The sequence below is a fragment of the Streptomyces sp. NPDC039424 genome (assembly GCF_055639495.1).
The window spans coordinates 154,206-173,660 of record NZ_JBVKAI010000007.1 but is presented as its reverse complement, the minus strand read 5'-3'; the positions used below and the strand labels follow the sequence as shown (position 1 = coordinate 173,660).

Here is a 19,455-nt window from a genome sequence, read left to right as displayed (position 1 = left end):
CGGGCGCGCAGTCAGGCAACCCGATGGACGCACGACATCTGAAGGAGGAACTCAAGTATGTCTTCGGTCGAAGAATCCATCGAGGTCAACGTCCCCGTCCGCACCGCCTACAACCAGTGGACCCAGTTCGAGACCTTCCCGGAGTTCATGAGTGGTGTGGAGCGCATCGAGCAGCGCAGCGACTCCCTGACCCACTGGGTCACCAAGGTCGACGGGGTACAGCGGGAGTTCGACGCCGAGATCACCGAGCAGATCCCCGACGAACGTGTCGCCTGGACCACCGTGAGCGGCGAGGCCAAGCAGGCCGGAGTCGTCACCTTCCACCGTCTGGGCGATGACCGCACCAAGGTCATGCTGCAGATGGATGTCGTCCCCGAGGGCGTGACCGAGACGGTGGGTGACAAGCTCGGCTTCGTCAAGCGGCAGGTCACCGGCGATCTCAAGCGGTTCAAGGGGTTCATCGAACAGCGCGGCGGCGTGGAGACCGGCGCCTGGCGCGGCACGGTCTGACCCTCCCGGCCCGGTCACCGGAAGCGGCGTCTCGCGTCGACCGACGCCGCTGATGGACCGGCCGCGGCCATGGTCGACACAGATGCGGGCCACCGCCGCAGCAGCCGACGCCAGCGGGCTTGTCTCCGACCTGCTCCATGACTTTCCCCGCACTGGGCGTACGGCCGCTGCGGCGGTGGCTTCTCGCCGACCCGCCGGTGCGGATCCGGCCCATCGTCGTCGTGGCCTCGATCCGGCTCTGGCTCGAGCCGTGATCAGCCCGCTTCCAGAGCGTCCGCCTGTCTCGTCAGGTCCGCCGCGATGTGGTCCCAGTCCGGGCCGTGCAGCCACAGGTTCTGGGCGGCTTCCCGCAGCAGCGCCGGCTCGTCCGGCCGCTGCAAGAGCACCAGCCGATAGGCCAGGTTGCGGACCCAGACCGGCAGACGGCCGTCGACCACGTGCGGGCAGAGCTCATGCAGCATGGCGAGGATCGAATCCGCGTCGGCGAAGGTCAGCTCCTCGACGAAGTAGTGCTCCCGGTGGTCGAGGCCGCACTCCGGCGTGGGCCGGTACTCGTCTCCGTAGAGACACCGGGCGTGCTCCACCAGGGTGCTGTGCATGCCCTGGAGCTTATGACGCGATGATCCGCCGGACATTCCTAGGTGGCCCCGGGACGCACCCGGTCGTCTCGCAGCGCATCGTCGGCACCGTCTCCCGCGACCGTGCCCCGAGGCCGCTGTTGGCGGTGGGCAGCGGGTGCTGGGGTGGTGAGGACGGCGAGGCATGCGATGACGAGTGCGATGCCGGTCCACCCGGCCGCGGGGAGGCGTTCGCCGACGACCAGGACGGCGAGTACGGCCGCGACGGCCGGTTCGAGCAAAGACAGTGTGGTGGCGGTGCTGGCGGGCACGCGTGCGAGTCCCCAGCCGAACAGGACGTAGCCGGCGAACATGGGGATCAGCGCCATGTAGGTGCCGACGGCGGCGTTGGACCAGGAGCTGATGAGTGGGGTGCCGGTGGCCAGCAGGACGGGGAGGAGGAGCAGTCCGCCGAGCCCGAAGACGGCGCCCATCGCCGCGCGGGAGGGAATCCGGCGGGTGATGAGCCGGTGCGCGGCCCAGGAGTAGAGGGCGTAGGTCGCGGCGGCGACGAGACCGAGACTCACGCCGAGCAGCGTGGCGGCCACGGACGCCTGTGCCGCGCCCTCGTCGGCGTGGGCGGCTTCGGCGACGCACAGCAGGACGGTGCCGAGCAGACCGAGGGCGGCTGCCAGCGTCCAGCGGCGCGTGAGCCGGCGGCGGTCCATGACGCGTTCGATCAGGGCCGATGCCAGCGGGGCGGTACCGATCGACACCACGGTGCCCACGGCGACTCCGGCCAGGTGCATGGAGCTGTAGAACGCCAGGGGATAGACCGCCACCGCGACGGCGCCCAGGAGTACCGTGCCGCGCTGGTCGCGCAGGCGGGGTGCGTGGCGGGCGATCTGCGGCGCGGCGGTGAGGGCTTGGAGAAGTCCGCCCAGGCCCATGGCGACGGCGCCGATGGCGAGCGGTCCCACGGCCGGGGCGAACGTGGCGGCCGTACCCGTCGTACCCCACAGAACGGAGGCCGCCAGCACGCACAGCGCCCCTGCCTCCGCGGACCGGCCGCGTCCGGTGGGCCGCTTCACAGCCTGTCCAGCAGGGCCGCCGCCATGGCGCGGGCGTGCTGGATGCGGTCGCCGTCACCCTCCAGGCCGGCGCGGGCCATCGCGCCCTCCAGGAGGAAGGCGAGGTGCTCGGCGATCGCGTGTGCCTCGTCGGGGCGCTCGGGCAGCAGTTGTTCCAGGTGGCCGGCGATCAAGCGCTCGACTTCCTCCTTGTGGGCGCGTACCACGGCCCGGCCGTCGTCTCCGGCCGGGAGCTCGGCGGCGGCGTTGAGCAGGCCGCAGCCGCGGAAGCCGTGCTCGTAGGCGAACGCCGCGTGGTCGGCGTAGGCGTCGAAGACGGCGAGGACGCCGTCGCGTGGGCCCCGGGCCCGCTCCAGCCGCGCCCGGTACAGGCCCAGCCACTCCTCGTGCCGGGCGTCCAGGTAGGCCCGGACCAGGTCGGCCTTGGAGGAGAAGTTGTTGTAGAGGCTCATTTTCGCCACCCCGGCCTCGGCGGTGATCGTGTCGATGCCGGTCGCCGCCACCCCGTCGGCGTAGAAGCGGCGGGCCGCCGCCGCGAGCAGCCGCTCCCGGGCCGGACGACGCCTTCCGCTCTCCGTCGTACTCACGTCAGCCTCGCTCATCGCAATCCAAATTAGGTAGGTAGGTCTACCTAGAATAGATGAGTCACGCGCACAGCGGAAGGAGGGCGGGCTTGATGCCGGCCGGCGAATTGCGGCTGCACGGCGTGCACGTGGTGGTGCTGGAGAGGTTGACCGAGCCGACCGCGGAGACCCGCGGGCGCGGCCTGCACGCGCGGGGGCGCCTCTACGAGCTGATGCACGGCGGCCGCGGCCTGCTGCTCGACCAGACCGGCCGGCTCTCGGTGACGGAGTGGGCGGACCGGGTCGACCATGTCGTCGACGTCAGCGACGAACTGGACGTGCCCGCGGTGCTGCTGTGGCCGGACGGCCACGTGGCGTGGGCCGGTGAAGACCAGCAGGGTCTGCTCGGTCAGCTGCCCAGGTGGTTCGGCGCTCCCGTCGGCTGAGCGCGCAGCCACGGCTCCCGCTCCCGGAAATCCCCGAGTTCCGCCGGGAGTACGGAGATAACCTCAGCACTGCGAATCGTCCAACGGGGAGGGGTCGGGGCATGCGAGAGCAGGACTGGATCGGTCACGCGGAAGAGCTGTTCGAAGCGGCGATGTTCGGCGGGGACACCTCCGCGCTGGACCGGTCCGATGACATGCTGGACGCGATCGAGGCGCCGCTTGCCATGGCGCGGGGCAAGGTACTGCACGTCCGCTTCCTGAACGACCGCGAGGAGAACGGCCAGGAACTGGTGCTGTTCGAGCGCGCGGCCGAGTTGTACCGACGTCTGGGGGACGCGTCGGGCGAGGCGGACGCGTTGTTCTGGGTCGGCTGCTGGCATCAGGTGGTGAAGGGCGACGGCGCCACCGGCAGGCCGTACTTCGAGCGGTCGTACGCGCTGGCGAAGTCCGTCGACGACCGGATGACGATGTCCTACGCGACACGCCATCTGGGCTTCGCCGACAGGGACGCGGGCCGGTTCGATCAGGCCCGCGAGCGGTTGACCGAATCGGTGTCGCTGCGTCGGGAGATCGGCTTCAGACCCGGGGAAGCGGCAGGCCTGGTGGCGCTCGCCTATCTCTCGGCCGAGACCGGCGACCGATCGGCAGCGCTCCACCACCTCGACGAGGCCGAGTCGGTCGCCGACGAGTGCGGTGCCAAGGCCGTGTCGGGGTGGATCGAGCAGGCCCGCACGCACTTCCGCCCTTAGGGACCGATGGGAAAGTGCTGGTCGCAGCCACTCGTTGCGGACTGCGACCGGCACAGTCGCGGACTCGGTCCGCAGACACCGGGACGGAGAAGCGCCACGCCCCACGGAGCGTGATCATCCATGGCCCCGAGATCCACTTTCGCAGCAGACCCTAGCCTCGGAGTGGGCGGACCGTGATGCTCCACGGTCCATCGGCCCGTGCGTACAGCAGACATGGTCCTGACAGCGGGACTTCGCCGTGCCATGGGCCCACATGGTTGGCCAGCTCGTCGAGGAAGCCCGAACCGTCGGGTGCGAAGGAGTCTGCGAGGAAGTAGCCGCCGTCAGGAGCGCTCTGGTCCCCGTCGTAGCGCAGACCGGCGACGGCCGGCCCGCCGGTGTAGCGGAGTACGTCCGAAGCGGCGCGCTCGGCGTGACCGTCGAGGACGACGGCATCCGCGAGGCCGGTGACCTCGACCGTCCACGGCGCGTCCGCCTGAACGCGCAGGGCACGGACCGGACGGTCATCGGCGTTGACCAAGGCCCGGCAGGCAAAAGGGCCCGTTGTGCAGACGGGCTGACCGGCCGAACGCATCGTGCCGTCGAGGGTGTCGACGACGAAGTGGCCCGGCCCGTGGTGCGTGATGCTGATGATCACCGGTTCCGTTCCGGTGGTCAGTTCCACCACGCGGGCGCCGGTGCCGGACACCTGCTGCAGTACCGGGCCTCCAGCCGTCACCAACTTGGGTGCGGGCCTGTGTGGGACCGGGGTCGGACCAGGCGTCTTGGACACGCCGTCGAGCCGCAAGGGGCCTGTCTTCTCCGCCCTGTCCCGCCGCAGCCGCTTCATCCCGTCCTCCGTCTCTCGCACCTGGGCGGCATTCTCGCCGCCCCCTGAGGGGTGGACAAACAAGTTCCGTGGGACATGATCCAGGAGCTGTCTGACGAATAATCACATGGAAGCGAATGATCACATGAAGGTTTCGCGCAGCCGGTAACTCGTAAGGAGGGGCGCGGCTCTTTCCGGTCGCGGTACGGTCCTGCCATGTCCCGATCAGCCAAGACCGGCTTCTCCCCGTCCTCCGTCACTGCGGACGACCTCGACCTTGCCGTGCGGCTCGCTGTGAGCGTCCTTCGCGAGGCGCCCCCGGCCGCGTGGGACGGTAAGGCGGGTTCGCTGGAGTGGGACTGCTGGGAGACCGTCGAGCACCTCAGCGACGACCTCTTCGCCTATGCCGCGCAACTGGGCCCCAGAACACCGCCCTTGGAGGGCGAGGTGCCTTTCGTGTGGGAGAGCCGACGGCCTGGCGGACCGGCGAACGCCATTCACGCGGACCGTGAGGCGGGGCCTGGCGGCCTGTTGCAGGTGCTGGAAGCGAGCGGCGCGCTGCTGGTCGCCATGGTGCGCACGGCGCCTCCGCAGACCCGCGCCTACCACGTCTTCGGCGTCTCGGACCCCGAGGGCTTCGCCGCGATGGGGATCGTGGAGACCCTGGTGCACACGCACGACCTGGCGCAGGGCATCGGGCTCGCCTGGAACCCGCCCGCCGATCTGTGCGCGAGGGTGCTCGCCCGGCTCTTCCCCGACGCCCCTGAATCCACGGATCCCTGGCCCACCCTGTTGTGGGCCACCGGGCGCGGTGAACTGTCCGGACACCCTCGTCCGACCACATGGCGCTGGGACGGCACGCCCCGGACCTGAGCCGTTTCGTGCGGATCAGGCCCGACGCCGGTCGCCCCGGCGATGCAGAGGACAACGAGAGCCCGTACCAGGAGGTCTGGAAGTTCGTGGAAACGGATGACACAGTGCCGCCTGGAGAAGAACACTGGAACGCCGTTCTGGCTGAAATCCTGCTGAGCATGAAGGTCGGAGTAGCCCACATTCAGCTGGTCGGAGACCTGATCTCGGTCACCGCCCAGCTGGACATGGCCGCTCACCGCCGTCAGATCACTCTTGGCCTGGACGCGATCATCGAACTGCACGAGACGATGGAGCCGTTGGAGGGCGCGTACCGCGCCGCCTGGCGGGCTGTAGACGCGGCGCCGGACAAAGAGCAGCGGATCGCCGAGCTGGGCAGGCTGAAGACCGCGCTCGCGGATGCCGTGCAAGGCACCGTGGACCTGGCTCGCCGGCACGGCCTGCGAGTCGAGCTCCAGCGCTTCGATACGCAGCGGCACTGAGGCTGCACGTCGCATCGTCGGCCTTCAGTCCCACCAGTTGAACAGCAGGTCGCTCAACACCGCGGGACGCCAGTCACGGATCTGAGTGAGCTCCGCTTCCGCCAGCCCGGTCACATCCACCCTGGACATCGGCGTACTCAGCTGCTCGACGGGCAGGCAGCGGAAACCGGCGACTTCGAGGCCGGCCGCCCACTGCGGCGGGTCCTCGAAGCCCGACAGTGGCCGGCCTGGTATGGGAGGTGCCCCGGCGAAGGCGATGATCGGCAGGTGCGCGTGGCACAGCACGACATACGTCTCCGCGCGTCCGGTGATGGTGACCGAGTGGAAGCTGGACACCTCGGGGTAGGCCGGCTCGCTGACACGGCCACCGATCCCTCTTGCGGCTTCCCAGCAGGCGCTACGAAAGAGCGTCTCGTCCGTCTCCGGAACCGGTTCGTCACCGTGGCCCCAAAACCCAGTCGCTCCACGCTCGAGCCGCATCAGCGCTCCTCCTTCTCCACAGGGAAACCGTGCCACGGCAAGATCAATCATCAGTCACGGCCTGGTGCGGTCTCACGGGCGCTCGAGCATCCACATCGAGCGGGCCTGGCTGCACGAAGTCCTCGGCGAGGACACGACCGACAGGATCCCTCCTCCCCCGACGAGCCCAGAACTGGGCGCGAGCCTGGGCATCCCCGGCGTCACCGCTCACCGGGCCGTGTTCGCCGACGGCCCGGTCGACGGCCGGCTCGTGCTCGTGCACGGCGTCCTCGGCGGCGTCGGCTCCCTGGCCGCGCAGCTCGCCCGCTGGGGCGGTGCCACCGTCCTCGGCACCGTCCGCCACAGCGGTGATCTGGACCGTGTCGACCCGGCTGTCGTCTCCCACGCCGTCGCCCTGGACTCCGGCGACCCGGCAGCGGCGATCCGTGCGTACGCGCCCGACAGCGTGCACCGCGTCATCGAGGTATCGCTGTCGGCCAACGCCGACCTCGACACCGCCGTGGCCGCGCTCGACGCCGTCATCGCCGCCTACGGCACCCACGCCGACCGTACCGAACTCCCCTTCTGGCCCCTGCTGTTCAACAACGTCACCCTGCGCCTGCTCGGCAGCGACGACTTCCCCGCCGCGGCCAAGCGGCAGGCCGCCCGCGATCTCACCGCGGCGGCCTCGGCAGGCGCCCTGGGCGTCGACGTCGGCGACCGCTACCCGCTCGACGACATCGCCAAGGCCCACGACCGGGTCGACGCGGGCGGGCGGGGGCGGGTACTGGTCACCGTCCCCGGCTGACGGGCCTGCCGCCCGGCTTCGAGGATGGGTGGCATTAGTGGGAACTGAAAGGTGGTGTCGAACGCACATTGCTGTGGCGTCAGCCGCGAGGGCTGCTGATCCGTTCGGGTTGGATCACATAGATCACCCGGACTTGGTCCCGGCCGCCGAACCACGGGTAGGGGCCGCCGAGGTACTTCTGGGCGAGCGCCTCGATGTGGTCGACCGCCCCCTCGGTGGTCACGCGCACCACACGTCCGCGGATCTGGACGTAGGAGGCCGGTTCCGAGGGGTCGGCGACCGCGACGGCCACCCGCGGGTCGCGCGCGATGTTTCGGGTCTTCTGATGCGACTCGACACTGTTGATCAGGACGTGCTCGCCGTCGGTGTCGACCCATGTCTGGGTGAGCTGGGGCGAGCCGTCGGGCATCGTCGTGGCGATGTAGCAGGTGGCGGGGCGGCGCAGCAGCGCCACCAGGTCCTCGCCGAGGGGCACGGGCACGGAGGTTCTCCAGAGGTCGGTTCGGTGGGGTGGGGTGGGCCCCGCCCCCCGCCCCCCGCACGGTTGAGCATATGGTTCATGTGCGAGGAGCTGAAAACGGCCCTCCAGCGAGAGCTATTGAACCGGCTCACCCCGAGCCACGGCTCAGCGTCCGGTGGCAGCGGCCCGCACCGTGGCCGCGTCCCAGATCAGCGGTGTGTCGTCGAAGACCACGGCGATCTTGATCTTCTCCCCGCCCGTGATCGTCGCCGGAAGCGTGACGCTGCCCTGCTGGTCCTCGTCGAAGGCGACCGGGCCGAGGTCGATGACCTTCCCGTCGGCCGCGAACACGTAGACGTGGCCGGTCGTGTTCGCGTGCAGGCCACGGCCCGCGGGATCCGACGTCGCGGCGTCCAGCGACACGGTTGCCCGCGCCCCGACCCGGCTCGCCGCGATCAGGGTTCCCGGACCGCTCCTCCTTCGTCAGGTCCGCGGACGCCGGGGTCCGCTGGACGAGCTGCCACTCCTGCGAGCCGTCGGTGACCGCGTTCTGCAAGGTCAGCGCCGCTCCGCGGGATGCGCCGGTCAGGTGTACGTTCGGGGTCTCGGCCGCCTGGAACTTGTAGTAGCCGTCGGTGGTCCTGCTGACGTTCCAGCTGCCCGTGGCGCACCAGCCGCCGGTCGCGATGACGTTGACGACGTTCCAGGTGGCACCTTGGTCGGTGCTGGAGTACAGGGCGATCGCCAGGTTCTCGCGGTCGCCGTCGTTGGAGGGCGTCCAGTTCGGGTCGGCTGCCTTGTGCTTCTTGTAGTAGTAGTCGTCGCCCGACACGACGCTCGCGAGGAGCAGCGTGCCCTTCCTCAGGTTTCCGACGTCCTGCGGAAGCACGTAGAGATACGGGTTGGTCCAATTGCTCGTGTACTTGGCGTACTTGGGGTCGCGGGAGAGGTACGCCGGTGCCTTGACCTCTGACAGCGGCTGCCACGGCCTGCCGTGGTCGTCGCTCTTGTAGATCGGGAGTGTCTGTCCGTCGGCGCTCCCCGTCGCCGGTACGACAGTCGCCTTCTCGAACGACGCGACCAGACGTCCGCTCGGCAACTGCGCCGACTTGGGGTAGACCGCGCAGTTGCCCCGCCCTTTCAGGCACGGTTCATCGCCGAGCTGGTAGAGGATCCCGCCCGTCGGGTTGTAGGCCTGCGCGCCGGCCATGGGCAGCGCCAGCATCGCTGATGCCGCGACGAAGGTTCCCAGTGCTTCCCGAGTCTTCTTCCGTGCATTGCCCCTCCTCGGGGGATGACCGTGGTGTTGCTCGCGAGAGGTGGATCAGGAGACGAGTACGCGTACGTCCCAGGCGCCGAGGTCCAGCGCCGTGCCCGCGGGGACGGACGTGCCGTTCAGGGCGTCGGAGAGATCCACCGGGGCCTGGACGCGGGCGGGCTCCCAGCTCCAGTTGTGGACGATGTGGACACGGCGCCCGTCGGGTGAGGTACCGGTCGTGGCGGTGACCGATTCCGGGAGGTCCCGCCAGCCGTGGCGTGCGGAGGGTGTAAGCCATGTCGCCAGCGCGCGGGCGAGGGCCCGGCCGGGGACGGTGCCGACGTAGGTGACGCGGCCCTCTCCGTGGCGGCGGGTGGTGATGGCGGGCCAGCGGCCGAAGTGCGGGTGGTCGTACGCGGCGAGCACGTCGGCGTCGGTGACGGTCAGGCCGTCGGCCCAGCGGGTCGCCACCGCCTCCTGCGGCAGCCGCAGCGCGCTGCCGGGCACGGGGTGGACCGGGACGTCGCGCACGAGGTTGCTGAACTCGTCGTACGTGACGCCCGCGGCCTCGGTGAGGCGTCCGGGTGCCGCTTCGTGCCGGGCCCGGGCCTCGTGGTCGGCGTATCCGGTGCGCGGGCCGAGAACCAGATGGCCGCCCGCCCCGGCATAGGCGGCGAGCCAGTCGAGGGTCGCGTCGGCGGCGATGTACAGCCCCGGTACGACCAGCACGGGGTGACGGCGTGCGGCCTCCTCCGGCGCGGTGCCCTCCTGCTCGCCGCGCGGGTCGTGCAGGTGCCGGGCGTGCACGATCCGGACCTGACGGCCTGCCTCGAACGCGCCGCGGTAGAAGGGGTCGAAGATGCGGTGGTAGGCGGCGGGGTCGGGGTCGCCGTCGGCGGTCGCGAGCGGTGGGTGCTTCTGCATGAGCCACTTGCTGGGCGTCGAGTAGACCATCGTGATGTCGGCGTCCGGCTCGATTCCGGCGACGAGCGGCCCGGCCGTCTCGATCTCGGCGCCCAGGCGGGCGAGTTCGGTGTAGGCGCGGCCGGGCTGTCCGTTGTGCGGCAGGACACCGCCCCAGTAGGTCTCGGCGCCGAAGCGCAGCGTCTGCCACTGCCAGTACTCGATCATCCGCGCGCCGCGGGCCACGTGCGCCCACGCGGCCTGCCGCCACTGGCCGTCGTAGGCGGGGCGGTTGTCCCACGCGAAGCCGATGGAGCTCGCGTTGGTCTCGGTGACCAGGAACGGCTCCTGCCGGGAGGAGAACATCCAGTCCGCGGTCTGGTACATCGACCAGACGCCGGTGGTCTTCCAGATCTGCTCGTGCTCGTCGGGCGTGGGGTCGGGGAGCAGGAGACCGTCCTGCATGTCGTAGTACGGGTTGCCGGAGGCGATGTCGAGCCGGTCGGACAGCTCGTCGTCCGCCACTGCCTGGCGCGTGTAGGAGATGCAGGTGGTGACGAACTGCTCGGGGCGGGTGTACTCACGGACGATGTCGGCCTGCCAGCCGATGAACTCGGTGACCTGGCGGGTTTGGAACTCCCGCCACGCGACGTCGTACTGCGGCTGGGCGTTGCCGTCCGGGGTCCACAGGTCGGCCCAGGTGGACAGCCTGTGGGACCAGTACACGAGGCCCCACTCCCGGTTGAGGGTCTCCACATCGCCGTACTTCTCGCGGAGATGGTCGACGAAGCGCTGGAAGACGCCCTGGTTGTGGAAGAGGTGCAGGCCCGGTTCGTTGTCCACCTGCCACCCGATGACCGCCGGGTGACCGGCGTACCGGGCGACGATCTCGCGGATGATCCGTTCGGCGTGGAAGCGGAAGGCGGGGTGGGTGAAGTCCACCTCCTGGCGGGCGCCCCAGCCGAGGCGCCGTCCGGTGGCGTACTCCCCCGTGATCTCCGGGTACTGGCGGGCGAGCCACGGTGGCACCGCGTACGTCGGCGTGCCGATGATGACGGAGATGCCGCGCTCGTGGGCGGCGTCGAGGACCGGCTGTAGCCACTCGAGGTCGAAGCGGCCGTTTGCCGGCTCCCAGGTCGACCAGACCGATTCGCCCACCCGGATCACGGTGAAGTGCGCCTCGGCCATCAGGTCGAGGTCGGTCTTGAGCCGTTCGCCGGGCCGCGGTTCGGGGCCGTAGGCGGGCGTGTACTCGTGGTAGTACGCGGCGCCGAACAGGACGCGGGCGGGCAGATCCGCCATGGAGGAGCCTCCGGAGGAACGAGGGATGAGCGGGCTACTGCTTGACGCTTCCGGTCGCCAGACCGCTCTGCCAGTAGCGCTGGAGCAGGAGGAAGGCGAAGACGAGCGGCACGATGGAGATCAGGGAGCCGGTCACGACGAGCGGGAGCATGTCGCTGCCGGCGCCGGCCCCGCCGTTCTGCGCCTGGGCGGCCCAGTCTCCCCGGCCCCGTCGATGCGGGCGGCCTCCAGGAGGCTGTCCGGGACGGCGTCGGCCGCGTAGATGCGCATGAGGTAGAGGCCGAAGGGGTTGACGAGGGACGGCAGGATGATCGCCCAGGGGGTGTTGACCAGGCCGGCCTTGGCGAACAGCAGATAGGTGGGGATCGCCAGCGCGGTGGCCGGGACCATGATGGCGCCGAGTACGAGGTTGAAGGCGGCCCGGTCGCCGCGGAAGCGGAACTTGGCGAAGCCGTAGCCGCCGGCCGCCGCGAGCAGTGCGGCGCCGAACGCGCTGACGGCGGCGTACACGGCGGTGTTGAGCAGCCAGTGCGCGAAGACGCCGTCGTCCTGGGTGAAGGTCGCCCGAATGTTGCCCAGCAGCCGCGGGGCACGGGAGAACCACAGGCCGAAGCTGGTGAACAGGTCCTGGGTGTTCTTGGTCGAGGCGACCAGCAGCCAGCCGCCCCAGTAGTCACCGAGCTTCTTGGAGACGGCGTCGTCGACGCCGATGGAGAGAGTGCTCTTGCCCGAGGTCGCGTACGGCTTGGCGCCCGCCTGCCACAGCAGGCCGTGCCAGGCGGCGGGTTCGTTGGCCGCGAGGTTGGTCAGGTAGACGTCCGGGTCCGCCTTGTGGAGCTTGCGTGCGGCGGCCGCGAACTCGTCCCAGGTCTTCGGCACTTGGATGCCGTGCTTGTCGAAGATGTCCTTGCGGTGGAGCATCCCCATGGGTCCGGTGTCCTGGGGGGATCGCCCAGACCTCGCCGCCGGGTCCGCTGACCTGTCCCCACGTCCAGTCCACGAACTCAGCTGACCACCGTGTTCATCAGCCACGGCGACCCCGACTTCTACTTCGGCGCCGAAGTCCTCGCCGACGCCTTCCCCGAGGCGAGGTTCGTCGCCACCGAGCACGTCATCGAGCACATCCACCACTCCTACGAGGGCAAGCTCAAGGCCTGGGCGGCCCTCGGCCCGAACCTGCCCACGCGCCTGGTCGAGCTCGAACCGCTCACCGGCGACCTCGCCCTGGAGGGCCACCGCTTCGAGCTGAAGGGCGGCCCGGCCGAACTGGCCGACCGTCACTACCTGTGGCAGCCCGAGCAGCACGCCATCGTCGGCGGGGTGCTGCTGTTCCAGAAGGAACACGTCTGGGTCGCCGACACCCGGAGCCCCGAGCAACGCGTCGCCTGGATCAAGCTGCTCGACGAGATGGCCGCCCTCGAACCGCGGCTGGCCGTCCCCGGCCACCGTCTGCCCGGTACCGCCGCCGACGCCTCCGCCATCACCGCCACCCGCGACTACCTGGTGGCGTTCGAGGAGGAGCTGGCCAGGGCCGCCGACGGTGCCGCGCTGACCGACGCCCTCGTCAGCCGCTACCCCGACCACGGCATGCTGATCGCCGCCCACATCGGCGCCAAGGTCGCCAAGGGCGAGATGAAGTGGGGCTGATGTGAGCGAGTTCGCCGTTTCCACCGCCCCCGCCGACGTCGTACGGCGCCAGTACCTGGCCTCCGCCGCCGGGGACCTGGAAGCCCTGCGCGCCACTCTCGCCCCCGACGTGGAGTGGACCGAGATGGCCGGCTTCCCCCTCGCCGGCACCTACCGCACGCCCGGCGGCGTCACCTCCCACGTCATGGAGCAGCTCGCCAAGGAGTGGGAGAACTGGGCCGCCCACGACGACACGTACGTCGTCGACGGCGAGAACGTCGTCGTCCTGGCCCGCTACACGGCCGTCAACCGGGCCACGGGCAAACCGGTCGACGTACGCGTCGCGCATCACTTCGTCGTACGTGGCGGGCTGATCGTCCGCTTCGAACAGTTCGTGGACACCGCCAAGGTCCGCGACGCGACGACCGCCGAGGCGTAACCGCGCGCCGTCCTCATCGCCTCCGTCGCTGACGCGGGGAGGTCGTCACGGGTCAGGACCGGACGGCGGTGTCGGTGTCGGGGTGGACGGGGAAGATCTGGTCGAGGCCGACGATGCGCAGGATGCGCAGGGTGTTGGCGGGGACGGCGGCGAGCGCGAAGTCCGCGTCGGCGGCATGGGCGTGGTTGCGGGCGGCGATCAGGGCGGTGATGCCGCTGGAGTCGCAGAACTCAAGACCGGCCAGGTCCAGAATCAGGCGCTGCCCCGGCTGGAGGCTGATCGTGGTGATCAGTTCACGCAGCTCGGTGGCGTTGGCGTAGTCGAGATCTCCGCTGATCCCCAGAACGGGACCGGTCGCGGCGTCTCGGGTGGTGATCTTCAGCGGGCTCATCGTCTGTTCTTCGTCTGAGGGCCAGGGGCGGGAACGCCTAGGGCGAGCAGGGCGGTGTCGTCGTCGAGGCCCTCGCCGAGGCTGTTCAGCAGGCCGGTCAGGGCCTGGATGACGGCGTGGGCGGGCTTGCCGGCGTGGTCGGCGGCGAAGGCGAGCAGGGCCTCGTCCCCGTACAGGGTGGTGCGGTCCTCACCGGTACGGGCTTCCGTGAGGCCGTCGGTGTACAGCAGAAGGGTGTCGCCGGGGGCGAGGACGGTCGTGGCGGTGGTGAAGCGAGCGGCGGGCAGGATGCCTACGAGGAGGCCGCCGGGGGTGGGCAGGAAGTCGGCCGTGCCGTCCGCGCGCAACACCAGGGCCGGCGGGTGGCCGCCCGAGGCGAGGTGGACGGCGACCTGCCCGGTCGCGGGGTCGGGTTCGAGTGTGCCGAAGACCGTGGTGCAGTAGCGCGGGTCGCCGCTGCCGGCGTAGCGCTCGTGGAGCACCTTGTTGAGGGTGGACAGAGCGGAGACGGGGTCGGGATCGTGCAGGGCTGCGGCGCGCAGGGTGTAGCGGGTGAGTGAGGTGACCGCGGCGGCCTGGGGCCCCTTCCCGCACACATCGCCGAGAAAGAAGGCGAAGCGTTTGCCGTCGACGGGGAAGACGTCGTAGAAGTCGCCGCCGAGTCGGTCCGGGGAGGCGGTGTGGTAATGGGCGGCCGTCTCCACTCCGGGTACCGGCGGCAGGGCGGAGGGCAGCAGCGACTGCTGGAGCACGGCGAGGGCGTCCTGCAGTCGCGCGCGGTCGGCCTCCGCCTGTTTGCGCGCTTCCTCGGCCGCTTTCCGGCCGCGCAGGAGTTCCTCCTCGTAGGCGCGGCGGTCCCGGGCGTCGAAGAGAGTGGTGCGGATCAGCAGCGGCTCGCCGGTACTGCCGTACTTGACCAGGGAGGAGGCCAGCACCGGCATCCGACCGCCGTCGGCCTGTTTGATCTCCAGGGCTATGCCGCTGATCTCGCCCTGCATCCGCAGCAGCGGCGCGAAGTGCGTCTCGTGGTACAGCTTGCCGCCCACGGTCAGCAGGTCGGTGAACCGCATGCGGCCCACCACCGCTTCCTCCTCCAGACCGAGCCAGCCCAGCAGGGTGGTGTTGATCTTGGCGATGGTGCCGTCCATCAGCGTGGACAGGTACCCGCACGGCGCGCTCTCGTACAGTTCCTCGGCGCTGTCCTCCAGCAGTGCGGCGAACGCCGCATCCGATGTTTTCTCGTCGTCGGCGTCATGCGGGTCGGGCTGCTGCCCGGCGCGGCACATCATCGCAGGTCCGCCAGAAAGTTCCTGATCGCCTCGTTGGTGGCTTCGGGCGCGGACAGGTGCGGGCAGTGCCCGGTCGCGTCGAGCGTGACGAGAGTCGAGCCGGGTATCGCCTGGTGGACGAAGGCGCCGACCTCCCGGGGGGCGATGACGTCCTGGGTGCATTCCAGCACCAGCGTCGGCACCCTCACACCCTTCAGGTCGTCCCTCGAATCCGACAGGAACGTGGTCCGGGCGAAGATCAGCGCCATGTCCGGGTCGGTGGCGCAGAAACTGTTCTTCAGCTCCTCGCCGAGCTCGGGCTGCTCCGCGTTGCCCATGATCACCGGTGCCATCGCCGCCGACCAGCCGAGGTAGTTCGACTCCAGGGCCTCCAGCAGTTCGTCGATGTCCTGGGCGCTGAACCCGCCGCGGTAGCCGCCGTCGTCGATGTACCGCGGAGACGGAGCGACCATCACCAGCGCCCCGATACGCTCCGGGGCCATGCCGGCGGCCAGCACCCCGATCATCGCGCTGACCGAGTGCCCCACGAACACCGCGTCGCGCAGGTCGAGCGCTTCGCAGACCTCCACCACATCTCGGGCATATCCGTCCAGAGAGGCGTAACGGTCCTCCGTGAACGCGGACGGGTCCGAGCGGCCCGAACCCACGTAGTCGAACAGCACCACCCGGTACTCCTCGACCAGGGCAGGAACCGTAAGCCGCCACATGTTCTGGTCACAGCCGAACCCGTGAGCCAGCACCACCGTCGGCCCCTGCGGGTTGCCGGTGACGGTGACGTTGTTCCTGCGAGCGATATCCATACCCACCAGTTTCTCAAGCCCCGCTCACCGCTTCGCCACGGCCCCGTTGTCGTGCGGGATGCCCTGCCGGTCGCCGCAGTCATGGACCGCACCGGGACCCGGTGCGAAAAGCGCTGGGCTCGCGTAGCCCTTCTCCGGGCGCCGAGATCACTGTGGGCAGGGAAGCAGCGCTTGACCTCCCCAGGTGCTGCGCCGCTTCCCCGCCGACGCCCCTCGAATACCCTGGTGCGCCCGCACTAGGCCTTCCGGCCCTCTCGCGCGGACCCGTCGCCCGGCCGATCAGCTCGCCCAGGGCTGACACCCCCGCAGCCCAGCCGCGTCAGGAGCCGTTCACAGCCAGCCGTTGCGGCGGAAGGTCCGGTGCAGGAGGACGGCGGCGGTCACCATCACGGCGATGGCGAGCGGGTAACCGTACACCCAGCTCAGTTCCGGCATGTGCGCGAAGTTCATGCCGTAGATCCCGGCGACGAGGGTCGGGGTGGCCAGGATGGCGGCCCAGGCGGAGATGCGGCGCATGTCGTCGTTCTGCCAGGTACCGACCCGGGCGAGGTGGGCGTCGAGCGCGGAGTTGAGCAGTTCGTCGAGCGAGCGGACCTCGGTGTCGGTGCGGTGCAGGTGGTCGGCGACGTCGCGGAAGTACGGCAGCATCTCCTCGGGCCATCCCGCCTGTGGGCCGGCGAAGTCCTGGACCACCGGGGCCAGGGGCTGCACCGCGTCCCGGAACTCCAGGACCTCGCGTTTGAGCGAGTAGATCTGCTCGGTCAGATCCTCACGCTCCGGGGAGAACACGTGTCGCTCCAGCGCGGTCAGGTCGGCCCGGACTCGGACAGCGGCCTCGATGTAGGAGTCGACCACCGTGTCCAGGACGGCGTGCAGCACGGCGACCGGCCCGAACCGCAGCGTCTGCGGGTCGTCTCCGAGCCGCCGGGCGGCCTCGGTGGTGGGGTCGACCGGGCCGTGGCGGACGGTCAGGACGAACTGCGGGCCGGTGAAGACCATCACCTCGCCGGTCTCCACCTCGCAGCCGTCCTCGACGTACCACAGCGTCTTCAGCGCCACCGCGAGCACGTCCCCGTACCGCTCCCGCTTGGGGCGTTGGTGCGCCTGGACCGCGTCCTCCACCGCCAGCGGATGCAACCCCAGCGGGTCCGCCAGTTCCTCCAGATCTTCCGGGGCCGGATCGTCCAGGTGCACCCAGCAGAACTCCCGCTCCCCCAGATGCTGCAGACTCTTCAGCGCCGCCGCCCGGCCGCCGTCGGCCTGACCGCAGTCCACCCGCTCCGGCGAGCCCGGCGGCTCACGATAGATAAAGCACCTCATTCCTCACACTTGCACCGTCGCGGCGAATGCATGCCTCCACCCCGCGGTCCACCACCGGCAGGAGATACCGTCTGCACCCGATGGGCACGTACTCTTCACACCACGACGCTTCCGGTGCCGTCAGCGCTGATGCCGTCAACCGCTGATGCCGGTGCGGGATCCGAACTTCCCGCCCCAGGACGTCAGCTCCTTGGCCACGGCCCCGGTGCGCCCCGCGATGTACCCCTTCCGGAGGGTGTCGTCCCGCCGGGTGAACTGGACCACCCCGTCCTTGCGACCGAGACTCACGGCCCGTGACACGTAGCGCAGGGGGTACGGCTCCGGCTCGCGGCCCTCGACCAGGCGGGCCAGGGTGTTGGCCGCATGGCCGGCCTGCGGCCCGGCGGTCTGGCAGCCGAAGCGAGCTCCGGGCACTGCGGCGCTGTCCCCCACGACGAAGATCCGTTCGTCGGTGACGCTGCGCAGGAACTCGTCCACGATGGCGCGGCCCTCCGCATCGACCGCGAGACCGCTGCGGGCCGCGAGGTCGGGGACGCCCGACACGATCGCCCACAGGGTCAGGTCGGAGTCGAGCTCCGCGCCCGAGCGCAGGCGCACCACGTCGCACTCCCCTGCCCCCGGGACGACTTCCGTGACGCCGTCCTCCACGATGCCGACCTTCAGCCGCTCCAGACCGGCGAGCACGTGCTTGCGCGCCCCACCGGAGACGTTCCCGGCAATCCGCGACCCGACGATCCGCACGCGCAGGTCCGGCCGGGCCTCGGCCACTTCGGCCGCCGTCTCGACACCTGTCGCACCGCCCCCGACCACCGTGACGGTGCCGCCCGCCGGAAGTTCGGCGAGCGCCGTACGGGCCCGCTCCGCCCCCTCCCAGGAGCCCACCGGGACCGTTCCCGGCAGCGGCTGGACCGTGCTGCCCACAGCGAGGAAGGCATAGTCGAAGTCGATACTCTCGCCGTCCGCGAGCGAGACGACACCGTCACCGAGCTTGTCGACGATGCCCACCCGGGTCGTGATCCCGTCCCGCAGCATCGAGGCGAGGGGCGTCGCGGCGACGGCGGTGCCCGCGATCTGCTGGTGCAGCCGGACCCGCTCCACGAAGTCGGGGCGTGGGTTGATCACCGTGATCTCCGCGGCCTTGACCTTCTTGGCGATGCGGTTCGCCGCGACCGTACCCGCGTATCCGGCACCCACCACTACAACCTTCATCTCGGCCTCCACCGCGCTGGTCGGTACATCGTCTCGACCACAGGACGAGACAGCCCCGGCTCCTGTGACATACCGGCGTGCGAGGGGCGGTCACGGCAGAACTCGTCCGGCGGCGGCAGGTTGATCCGTATGTGGGCCGACTTCGAGGGCCCGGGTCGGCTTCGACGGCCTCACTCGGCCAGGGCACGGCGCAGGGCGGCGCCGAGTTCGGTGAGTTGGCGCTGCGAGACCTCGGCGGACTGGATCGCCAGCGACCCGTGGAAGGTGCCGGGCCACTGGTGCAGTTCGACCGACACGCCCGCCTGGAGCAGGCGCAGCGCGTAGTCGATGCCTTCGTCGCGGTTGGGGTCGAATTCCGCGGTGGCGACATAGGCCGGGGGGAGGCCGGACAGGTCGTCGGCGCGCGCCGGTGCGGCGTATGGCGTCGCGGGCTGGGAGCCCAGGTAGTGCCCCAACGCGGCGGCGCGTACGGCGCGTGTGTTCCAGGGCGTGTCGGTGAAGTTCCGCGCCGACCACGTCTGCTGCCGGTCGTCGAGGATGGCCTCGTTGAGTACTTGGAAGCGGATCGGTGGCCCTTGTTCGTCGCGGGCACGCAAGGTCGCCGCGGCGGCGAGGTTCGCGCCGGCGCTGTGGCCTCCGACCGCGATCCGGTCCGGGTCGATGCCGAGCTCGGCCGCGTGTTCGTGCGTCCAGGTCAGCACGGCGTAGACGTCGTTCAGGGCGGCCGGGAAGCGGTGCTCGGGCGACAGGCGGTAGTCGACGGTGATCACGACAGCACCCGAGAGGTGCGCCAACGGGACGGCCCACAGGTGCTCCGTGTCCAGGTCACCCATGACCCATCCGCCGCCGTGCAGCCAGACGACGGCGCCCTGCGCCTGGTGCGGGCGGTAGACCCGCACCCGCACGTCCGGATCGGCGGCCACCGTGCGGTCCTCGATCTCCATTCCCGCGGTGTCCGGTGCCGGCCTCGCGGCGGCAAGCTCGTTGTAGTTCTCGCGTGCGGTGACCGGGTCGCTCAGGTCGTTGCTGGGGAGCAAGTGGGTGAATGCTTCGAGTTCGGGATCCATGGCGGCCATCCTCACCGCCCGCCACCCCCGGATCATCCGCCAACTGTC

18 protein-coding genes and 6 pseudogenes are annotated in these 19,455 nt (G+C 70.3%); 8 read left to right on the top strand and 16 right to left on the bottom strand.

Features of this window, described 5'->3' with window-relative positions; genetic code table 11:
- Positions 1–57: 57 nt before the first annotated feature.
- A complete protein-coding gene (locus ACZ7L0_RS19775) occupies positions 58–510 on the top strand; it encodes an SRPBCC family protein (protein WP_471243764.1) in 453 nt (150 codons plus the stop codon).
- A gap of 254 nt (positions 511–764) precedes the next feature.
- Here the strand turns inward: ACZ7L0_RS19775 and ACZ7L0_RS19770 are convergent, their stop codons facing one another.
- Genes ACZ7L0_RS19770 through ACZ7L0_RS19760 form a run of 3 tightly spaced genes read right to left on the bottom strand, consistent with a single transcriptional unit; the run spans position 765 to position 2,760 of the window.
- Positions 765–1,109 carry a hypothetical protein gene (locus tag ACZ7L0_RS19770; protein ID WP_471243763.1) on the bottom strand — a complete coding sequence of 115 codons (345 nt, stop codon included), beginning with the start codon at positions 1,107–1,109 and terminating at the stop codon, positions 765–767.
- A 38-nt stretch (positions 1,110–1,147) separates the two neighbouring features.
- Positions 1,148–2,158 (bottom strand): DMT family transporter, encoded by a 1,011-nt coding sequence (locus ACZ7L0_RS19765; protein ID WP_471243762.1) that lies wholly within the window; start codon positions 2,156–2,158, stop codon positions 1,148–1,150.
- Positions 2,155–2,760 carry a TetR/AcrR family transcriptional regulator gene (locus ACZ7L0_RS19760; protein ID WP_471243761.1) on the bottom strand — a complete coding sequence of 202 codons (606 nt, stop codon included), beginning with the start codon at positions 2,758–2,760 and terminating at the stop codon, positions 2,155–2,157. Before ACZ7L0_RS19760 ends, ACZ7L0_RS19765 begins: the two co-directional genes overlap by 4 nt.
- 68 nt (positions 2,761–2,828) lie before the next feature.
- On the opposite strand from ACZ7L0_RS19760, the pseudogene ACZ7L0_RS19755 reads away from it, so the two are divergent.
- Positions 2,829–3,167, top strand: a pseudogene (locus ACZ7L0_RS19755) (aromatic-ring hydroxylase C-terminal domain-containing protein); the annotation flags it as partial.
- A 101-nt stretch (positions 3,168–3,268) separates the two neighbouring features.
- Positions 3,269–3,916: a tetratricopeptide repeat protein gene (locus tag ACZ7L0_RS19750; protein WP_471243760.1), complete on the top strand. Its 648-nt coding sequence runs from the start codon at positions 3,269–3,271 to the stop codon at positions 3,914–3,916.
- Positions 3,917–4,067: 151 nt separating this feature from the next.
- Here ACZ7L0_RS19750 and ACZ7L0_RS19745 read toward each other — a convergent pair whose 3' ends face one another.
- On the bottom strand, positions 4,068–4,604 hold the full coding sequence (locus ACZ7L0_RS19745) for a hypothetical protein (RefSeq protein ID WP_471243759.1): 537 nt from the start codon (positions 4,602–4,604) through the stop codon (positions 4,068–4,070).
- 336 nt (positions 4,605–4,940) lie between these two features.
- Here ACZ7L0_RS19745 and ACZ7L0_RS19740 point away from each other — a divergent pair, with 336 nt between their 5' ends.
- Both ACZ7L0_RS19740 and ACZ7L0_RS19735 read left to right on the top strand, forming a co-directional pair.
- A complete protein-coding gene (locus ACZ7L0_RS19740; RefSeq protein ID WP_471243758.1) occupies positions 4,941–5,597 on the top strand; it encodes a maleylpyruvate isomerase mycothiol-dependent enzyme family protein in 657 nt (218 codons plus the stop codon).
- Positions 5,567–6,076: a hypothetical protein gene (locus ACZ7L0_RS19735; RefSeq protein WP_471243757.1), complete on the top strand. Its 510-nt coding sequence runs from the start codon at positions 5,567–5,569 to the stop codon at positions 6,074–6,076. Before ACZ7L0_RS19740 ends, ACZ7L0_RS19735 begins: the two co-directional genes overlap by 31 nt.
- A gap of 24 nt (positions 6,077–6,100) precedes the next feature.
- Here the strand turns inward: ACZ7L0_RS19735 and ACZ7L0_RS19730 are convergent, their stop codons facing one another.
- A complete protein-coding gene (locus tag ACZ7L0_RS19730) occupies positions 6,101–6,607 on the bottom strand; it encodes a hypothetical protein (protein ID WP_471243756.1) in 507 nt (168 codons plus the stop codon).
- A 118-nt stretch (positions 6,608–6,725) separates the two neighbouring features.
- On the opposite strand from ACZ7L0_RS19730, the pseudogene ACZ7L0_RS19725 reads away from it, so the two are divergent.
- Positions 6,726–7,343, top strand: a pseudogene (locus tag ACZ7L0_RS19725) (zinc-binding dehydrogenase); the annotation flags it as partial.
- A gap of 79 nt (positions 7,344–7,422) precedes the next feature.
- On the opposite strand, the gene ACZ7L0_RS19720 reads toward ACZ7L0_RS19725, so the two are convergent.
- The 5 genes and pseudogenes from ACZ7L0_RS19720 to ACZ7L0_RS19700 form a co-directional block, all read right to left on the bottom strand.
- Positions 7,423–7,824 (bottom strand): PPOX class F420-dependent oxidoreductase, encoded by a 402-nt coding sequence (locus ACZ7L0_RS19720; protein ID WP_471243755.1) that lies wholly within the window; start codon positions 7,822–7,824, stop codon positions 7,423–7,425.
- Between the two features lie 649 nt (positions 7,825–8,473).
- Positions 8,474–9,013 (bottom strand): annotated as a pseudogene (locus ACZ7L0_RS19715) (sialidase family protein); the annotation flags it as partial.
- A gap of 114 nt (positions 9,014–9,127) precedes the next feature.
- The gene (locus ACZ7L0_RS19710; protein WP_471243754.1) at positions 9,128–11,266 is read right to left on the bottom strand and encodes a beta-galactosidase; all 2,139 of its coding nucleotides are present in this window, start codon (positions 11,264–11,266) and stop codon (positions 9,128–9,130) included.
- A 34-nt stretch (positions 11,267–11,300) separates the two neighbouring features.
- A pseudogene (locus ACZ7L0_RS19705) lies at positions 11,301–11,926 on the bottom strand (carbohydrate ABC transporter permease); the annotation flags it as partial.
- Between the two features lie 84 nt (positions 11,927–12,010).
- Positions 12,011–12,298 (bottom strand): annotated as a pseudogene (locus ACZ7L0_RS19700) (extracellular solute-binding protein); the annotation flags it as partial.
- On the opposite strand from ACZ7L0_RS19700, the pseudogene ACZ7L0_RS19695 reads away from it, so the two are divergent.
- Together ACZ7L0_RS19695 and ACZ7L0_RS19690 are read left to right on the top strand one after the other, a co-directional pair.
- Positions 12,275–12,913 (top strand): annotated as a pseudogene (locus ACZ7L0_RS19695) (MBL fold metallo-hydrolase); the annotation flags it as partial. The pseudogenes ACZ7L0_RS19700 and ACZ7L0_RS19695 sit on opposite strands and share 24 nt — an antisense overlap.
- A 1-nt stretch (position 12,914) precedes the next feature.
- A complete protein-coding gene (locus tag ACZ7L0_RS19690) occupies positions 12,915–13,331 on the top strand; it encodes a nuclear transport factor 2 family protein (protein ID WP_471243753.1) in 417 nt (138 codons plus the stop codon).
- Between the two features lie 52 nt (positions 13,332–13,383).
- On the opposite strand, the gene ACZ7L0_RS19685 is transcribed toward ACZ7L0_RS19690, so the two are convergent.
- From ACZ7L0_RS19685 to ACZ7L0_RS19660, 6 genes are all read right to left on the bottom strand, one after another.
- On the bottom strand, positions 13,384–13,722 hold the full coding sequence (locus ACZ7L0_RS19685) for an STAS domain-containing protein (RefSeq protein WP_471243752.1): 339 nt from the start codon (positions 13,720–13,722) through the stop codon (positions 13,384–13,386).
- A complete protein-coding gene (locus ACZ7L0_RS19680) occupies positions 13,719–15,008 on the bottom strand; it encodes a PP2C family protein-serine/threonine phosphatase (protein WP_471243997.1) in 1,290 nt (429 codons plus the stop codon). Before ACZ7L0_RS19680 ends, ACZ7L0_RS19685 begins: the two co-directional genes overlap by 4 nt.
- Positions 15,008–15,811, bottom strand: a complete 804-nt coding sequence (locus ACZ7L0_RS19675; RefSeq protein WP_471243751.1) for an alpha/beta fold hydrolase — start codon at positions 15,809–15,811, stop codon at positions 15,008–15,010. Before ACZ7L0_RS19675 ends, ACZ7L0_RS19680 begins: the two co-directional genes overlap by 1 nt.
- Before the next feature lie 330 nt (positions 15,812–16,141).
- A complete protein-coding gene (locus ACZ7L0_RS19670) occupies positions 16,142–17,131 on the bottom strand; it encodes a magnesium and cobalt transport protein CorA (RefSeq protein ID WP_471243750.1) in 990 nt (329 codons plus the stop codon).
- A gap of 135 nt (positions 17,132–17,266) precedes the next feature.
- The gene (locus tag ACZ7L0_RS19665) at positions 17,267–18,340 is read right to left on the bottom strand and encodes an NAD(P)/FAD-dependent oxidoreductase (protein WP_471243749.1); all 1,074 of its coding nucleotides are present in this window, start codon (positions 18,338–18,340) and stop codon (positions 17,267–17,269) included.
- Positions 18,341–18,510: 170 nt separating this feature from the next.
- Positions 18,511–19,407 carry an alpha/beta hydrolase gene (locus tag ACZ7L0_RS19660; RefSeq protein ID WP_471243748.1) on the bottom strand — a complete coding sequence of 299 codons (897 nt, stop codon included), beginning with the start codon at positions 19,405–19,407 and terminating at the stop codon, positions 18,511–18,513.
- Positions 19,408–19,455 lie beyond the last annotated feature (48 nt).

Coding starts and splice junctions, on each gene's coding strand:
- ACZ7L0_RS19775 (WP_471243764.1), top strand. CDS start 58: ATGTCTTCGGTCGAAGAATCCATCGAGGTCAACGTCCCCGTCCGCACC.
- ACZ7L0_RS19770 (WP_471243763.1), bottom strand. CDS start 1,109: ATGCACAGCACCCTGGTGGAGCACGCCCGGTGTCTCTACGGAGACGAG.
- ACZ7L0_RS19760 (WP_471243761.1), bottom strand. CDS start 2,760: ATGAGCGAGGCTGACGTGAGTACGACGGAGAGCGGAAGGCGTCGTCCG.
- ACZ7L0_RS19750 (WP_471243760.1), top strand. CDS start 3,269: ATGCGAGAGCAGGACTGGATCGGTCACGCGGAAGAGCTGTTCGAAGCG.
- ACZ7L0_RS19740 (WP_471243758.1), top strand. CDS start 4,941: ATGTCCCGATCAGCCAAGACCGGCTTCTCCCCGTCCTCCGTCACTGCG.
- ACZ7L0_RS19735 (WP_471243757.1), top strand. CDS start 5,567: ATGGCGCTGGGACGGCACGCCCCGGACCTGAGCCGTTTCGTGCGGATC.
- ACZ7L0_RS19730 (WP_471243756.1), bottom strand. CDS start 6,607: ATGATTGATCTTGCCGTGGCACGGTTTCCCTGTGGAGAAGGAGGAGCG.
- ACZ7L0_RS19710 (WP_471243754.1), bottom strand. CDS start 11,266: ATGGCGGATCTGCCCGCCCGCGTCCTGTTCGGCGCCGCGTACTACCAC.
- ACZ7L0_RS19685 (WP_471243752.1), bottom strand. CDS start 13,722: ATGAGCCCGCTGAAGATCACCACCCGAGACGCCGCGACCGGTCCCGTT.
- ACZ7L0_RS19680 (WP_471243997.1), bottom strand. CDS start 15,008: ATGTGCCGCGCCGGGCAGCAGCCCGACCCGCATGACGCCGACGACGAG.
- ACZ7L0_RS19675 (WP_471243751.1), bottom strand. CDS start 15,811: ATGGATATCGCTCGCAGGAACAACGTCACCGTCACCGGCAACCCGCAG.
- ACZ7L0_RS19670 (WP_471243750.1), bottom strand. CDS start 17,131: ATGAGGTGCTTTATCTATCGTGAGCCGCCGGGCTCGCCGGAGCGGGTG.
- ACZ7L0_RS19665 (WP_471243749.1), bottom strand. CDS start 18,340: ATGAAGGTTGTAGTGGTGGGTGCCGGATACGCGGGTACGGTCGCGGCG.
- ACZ7L0_RS19660 (WP_471243748.1), bottom strand. CDS start 19,407: ATGGATCCCGAACTCGAAGCATTCACCCACTTGCTCCCCAGCAACGAC.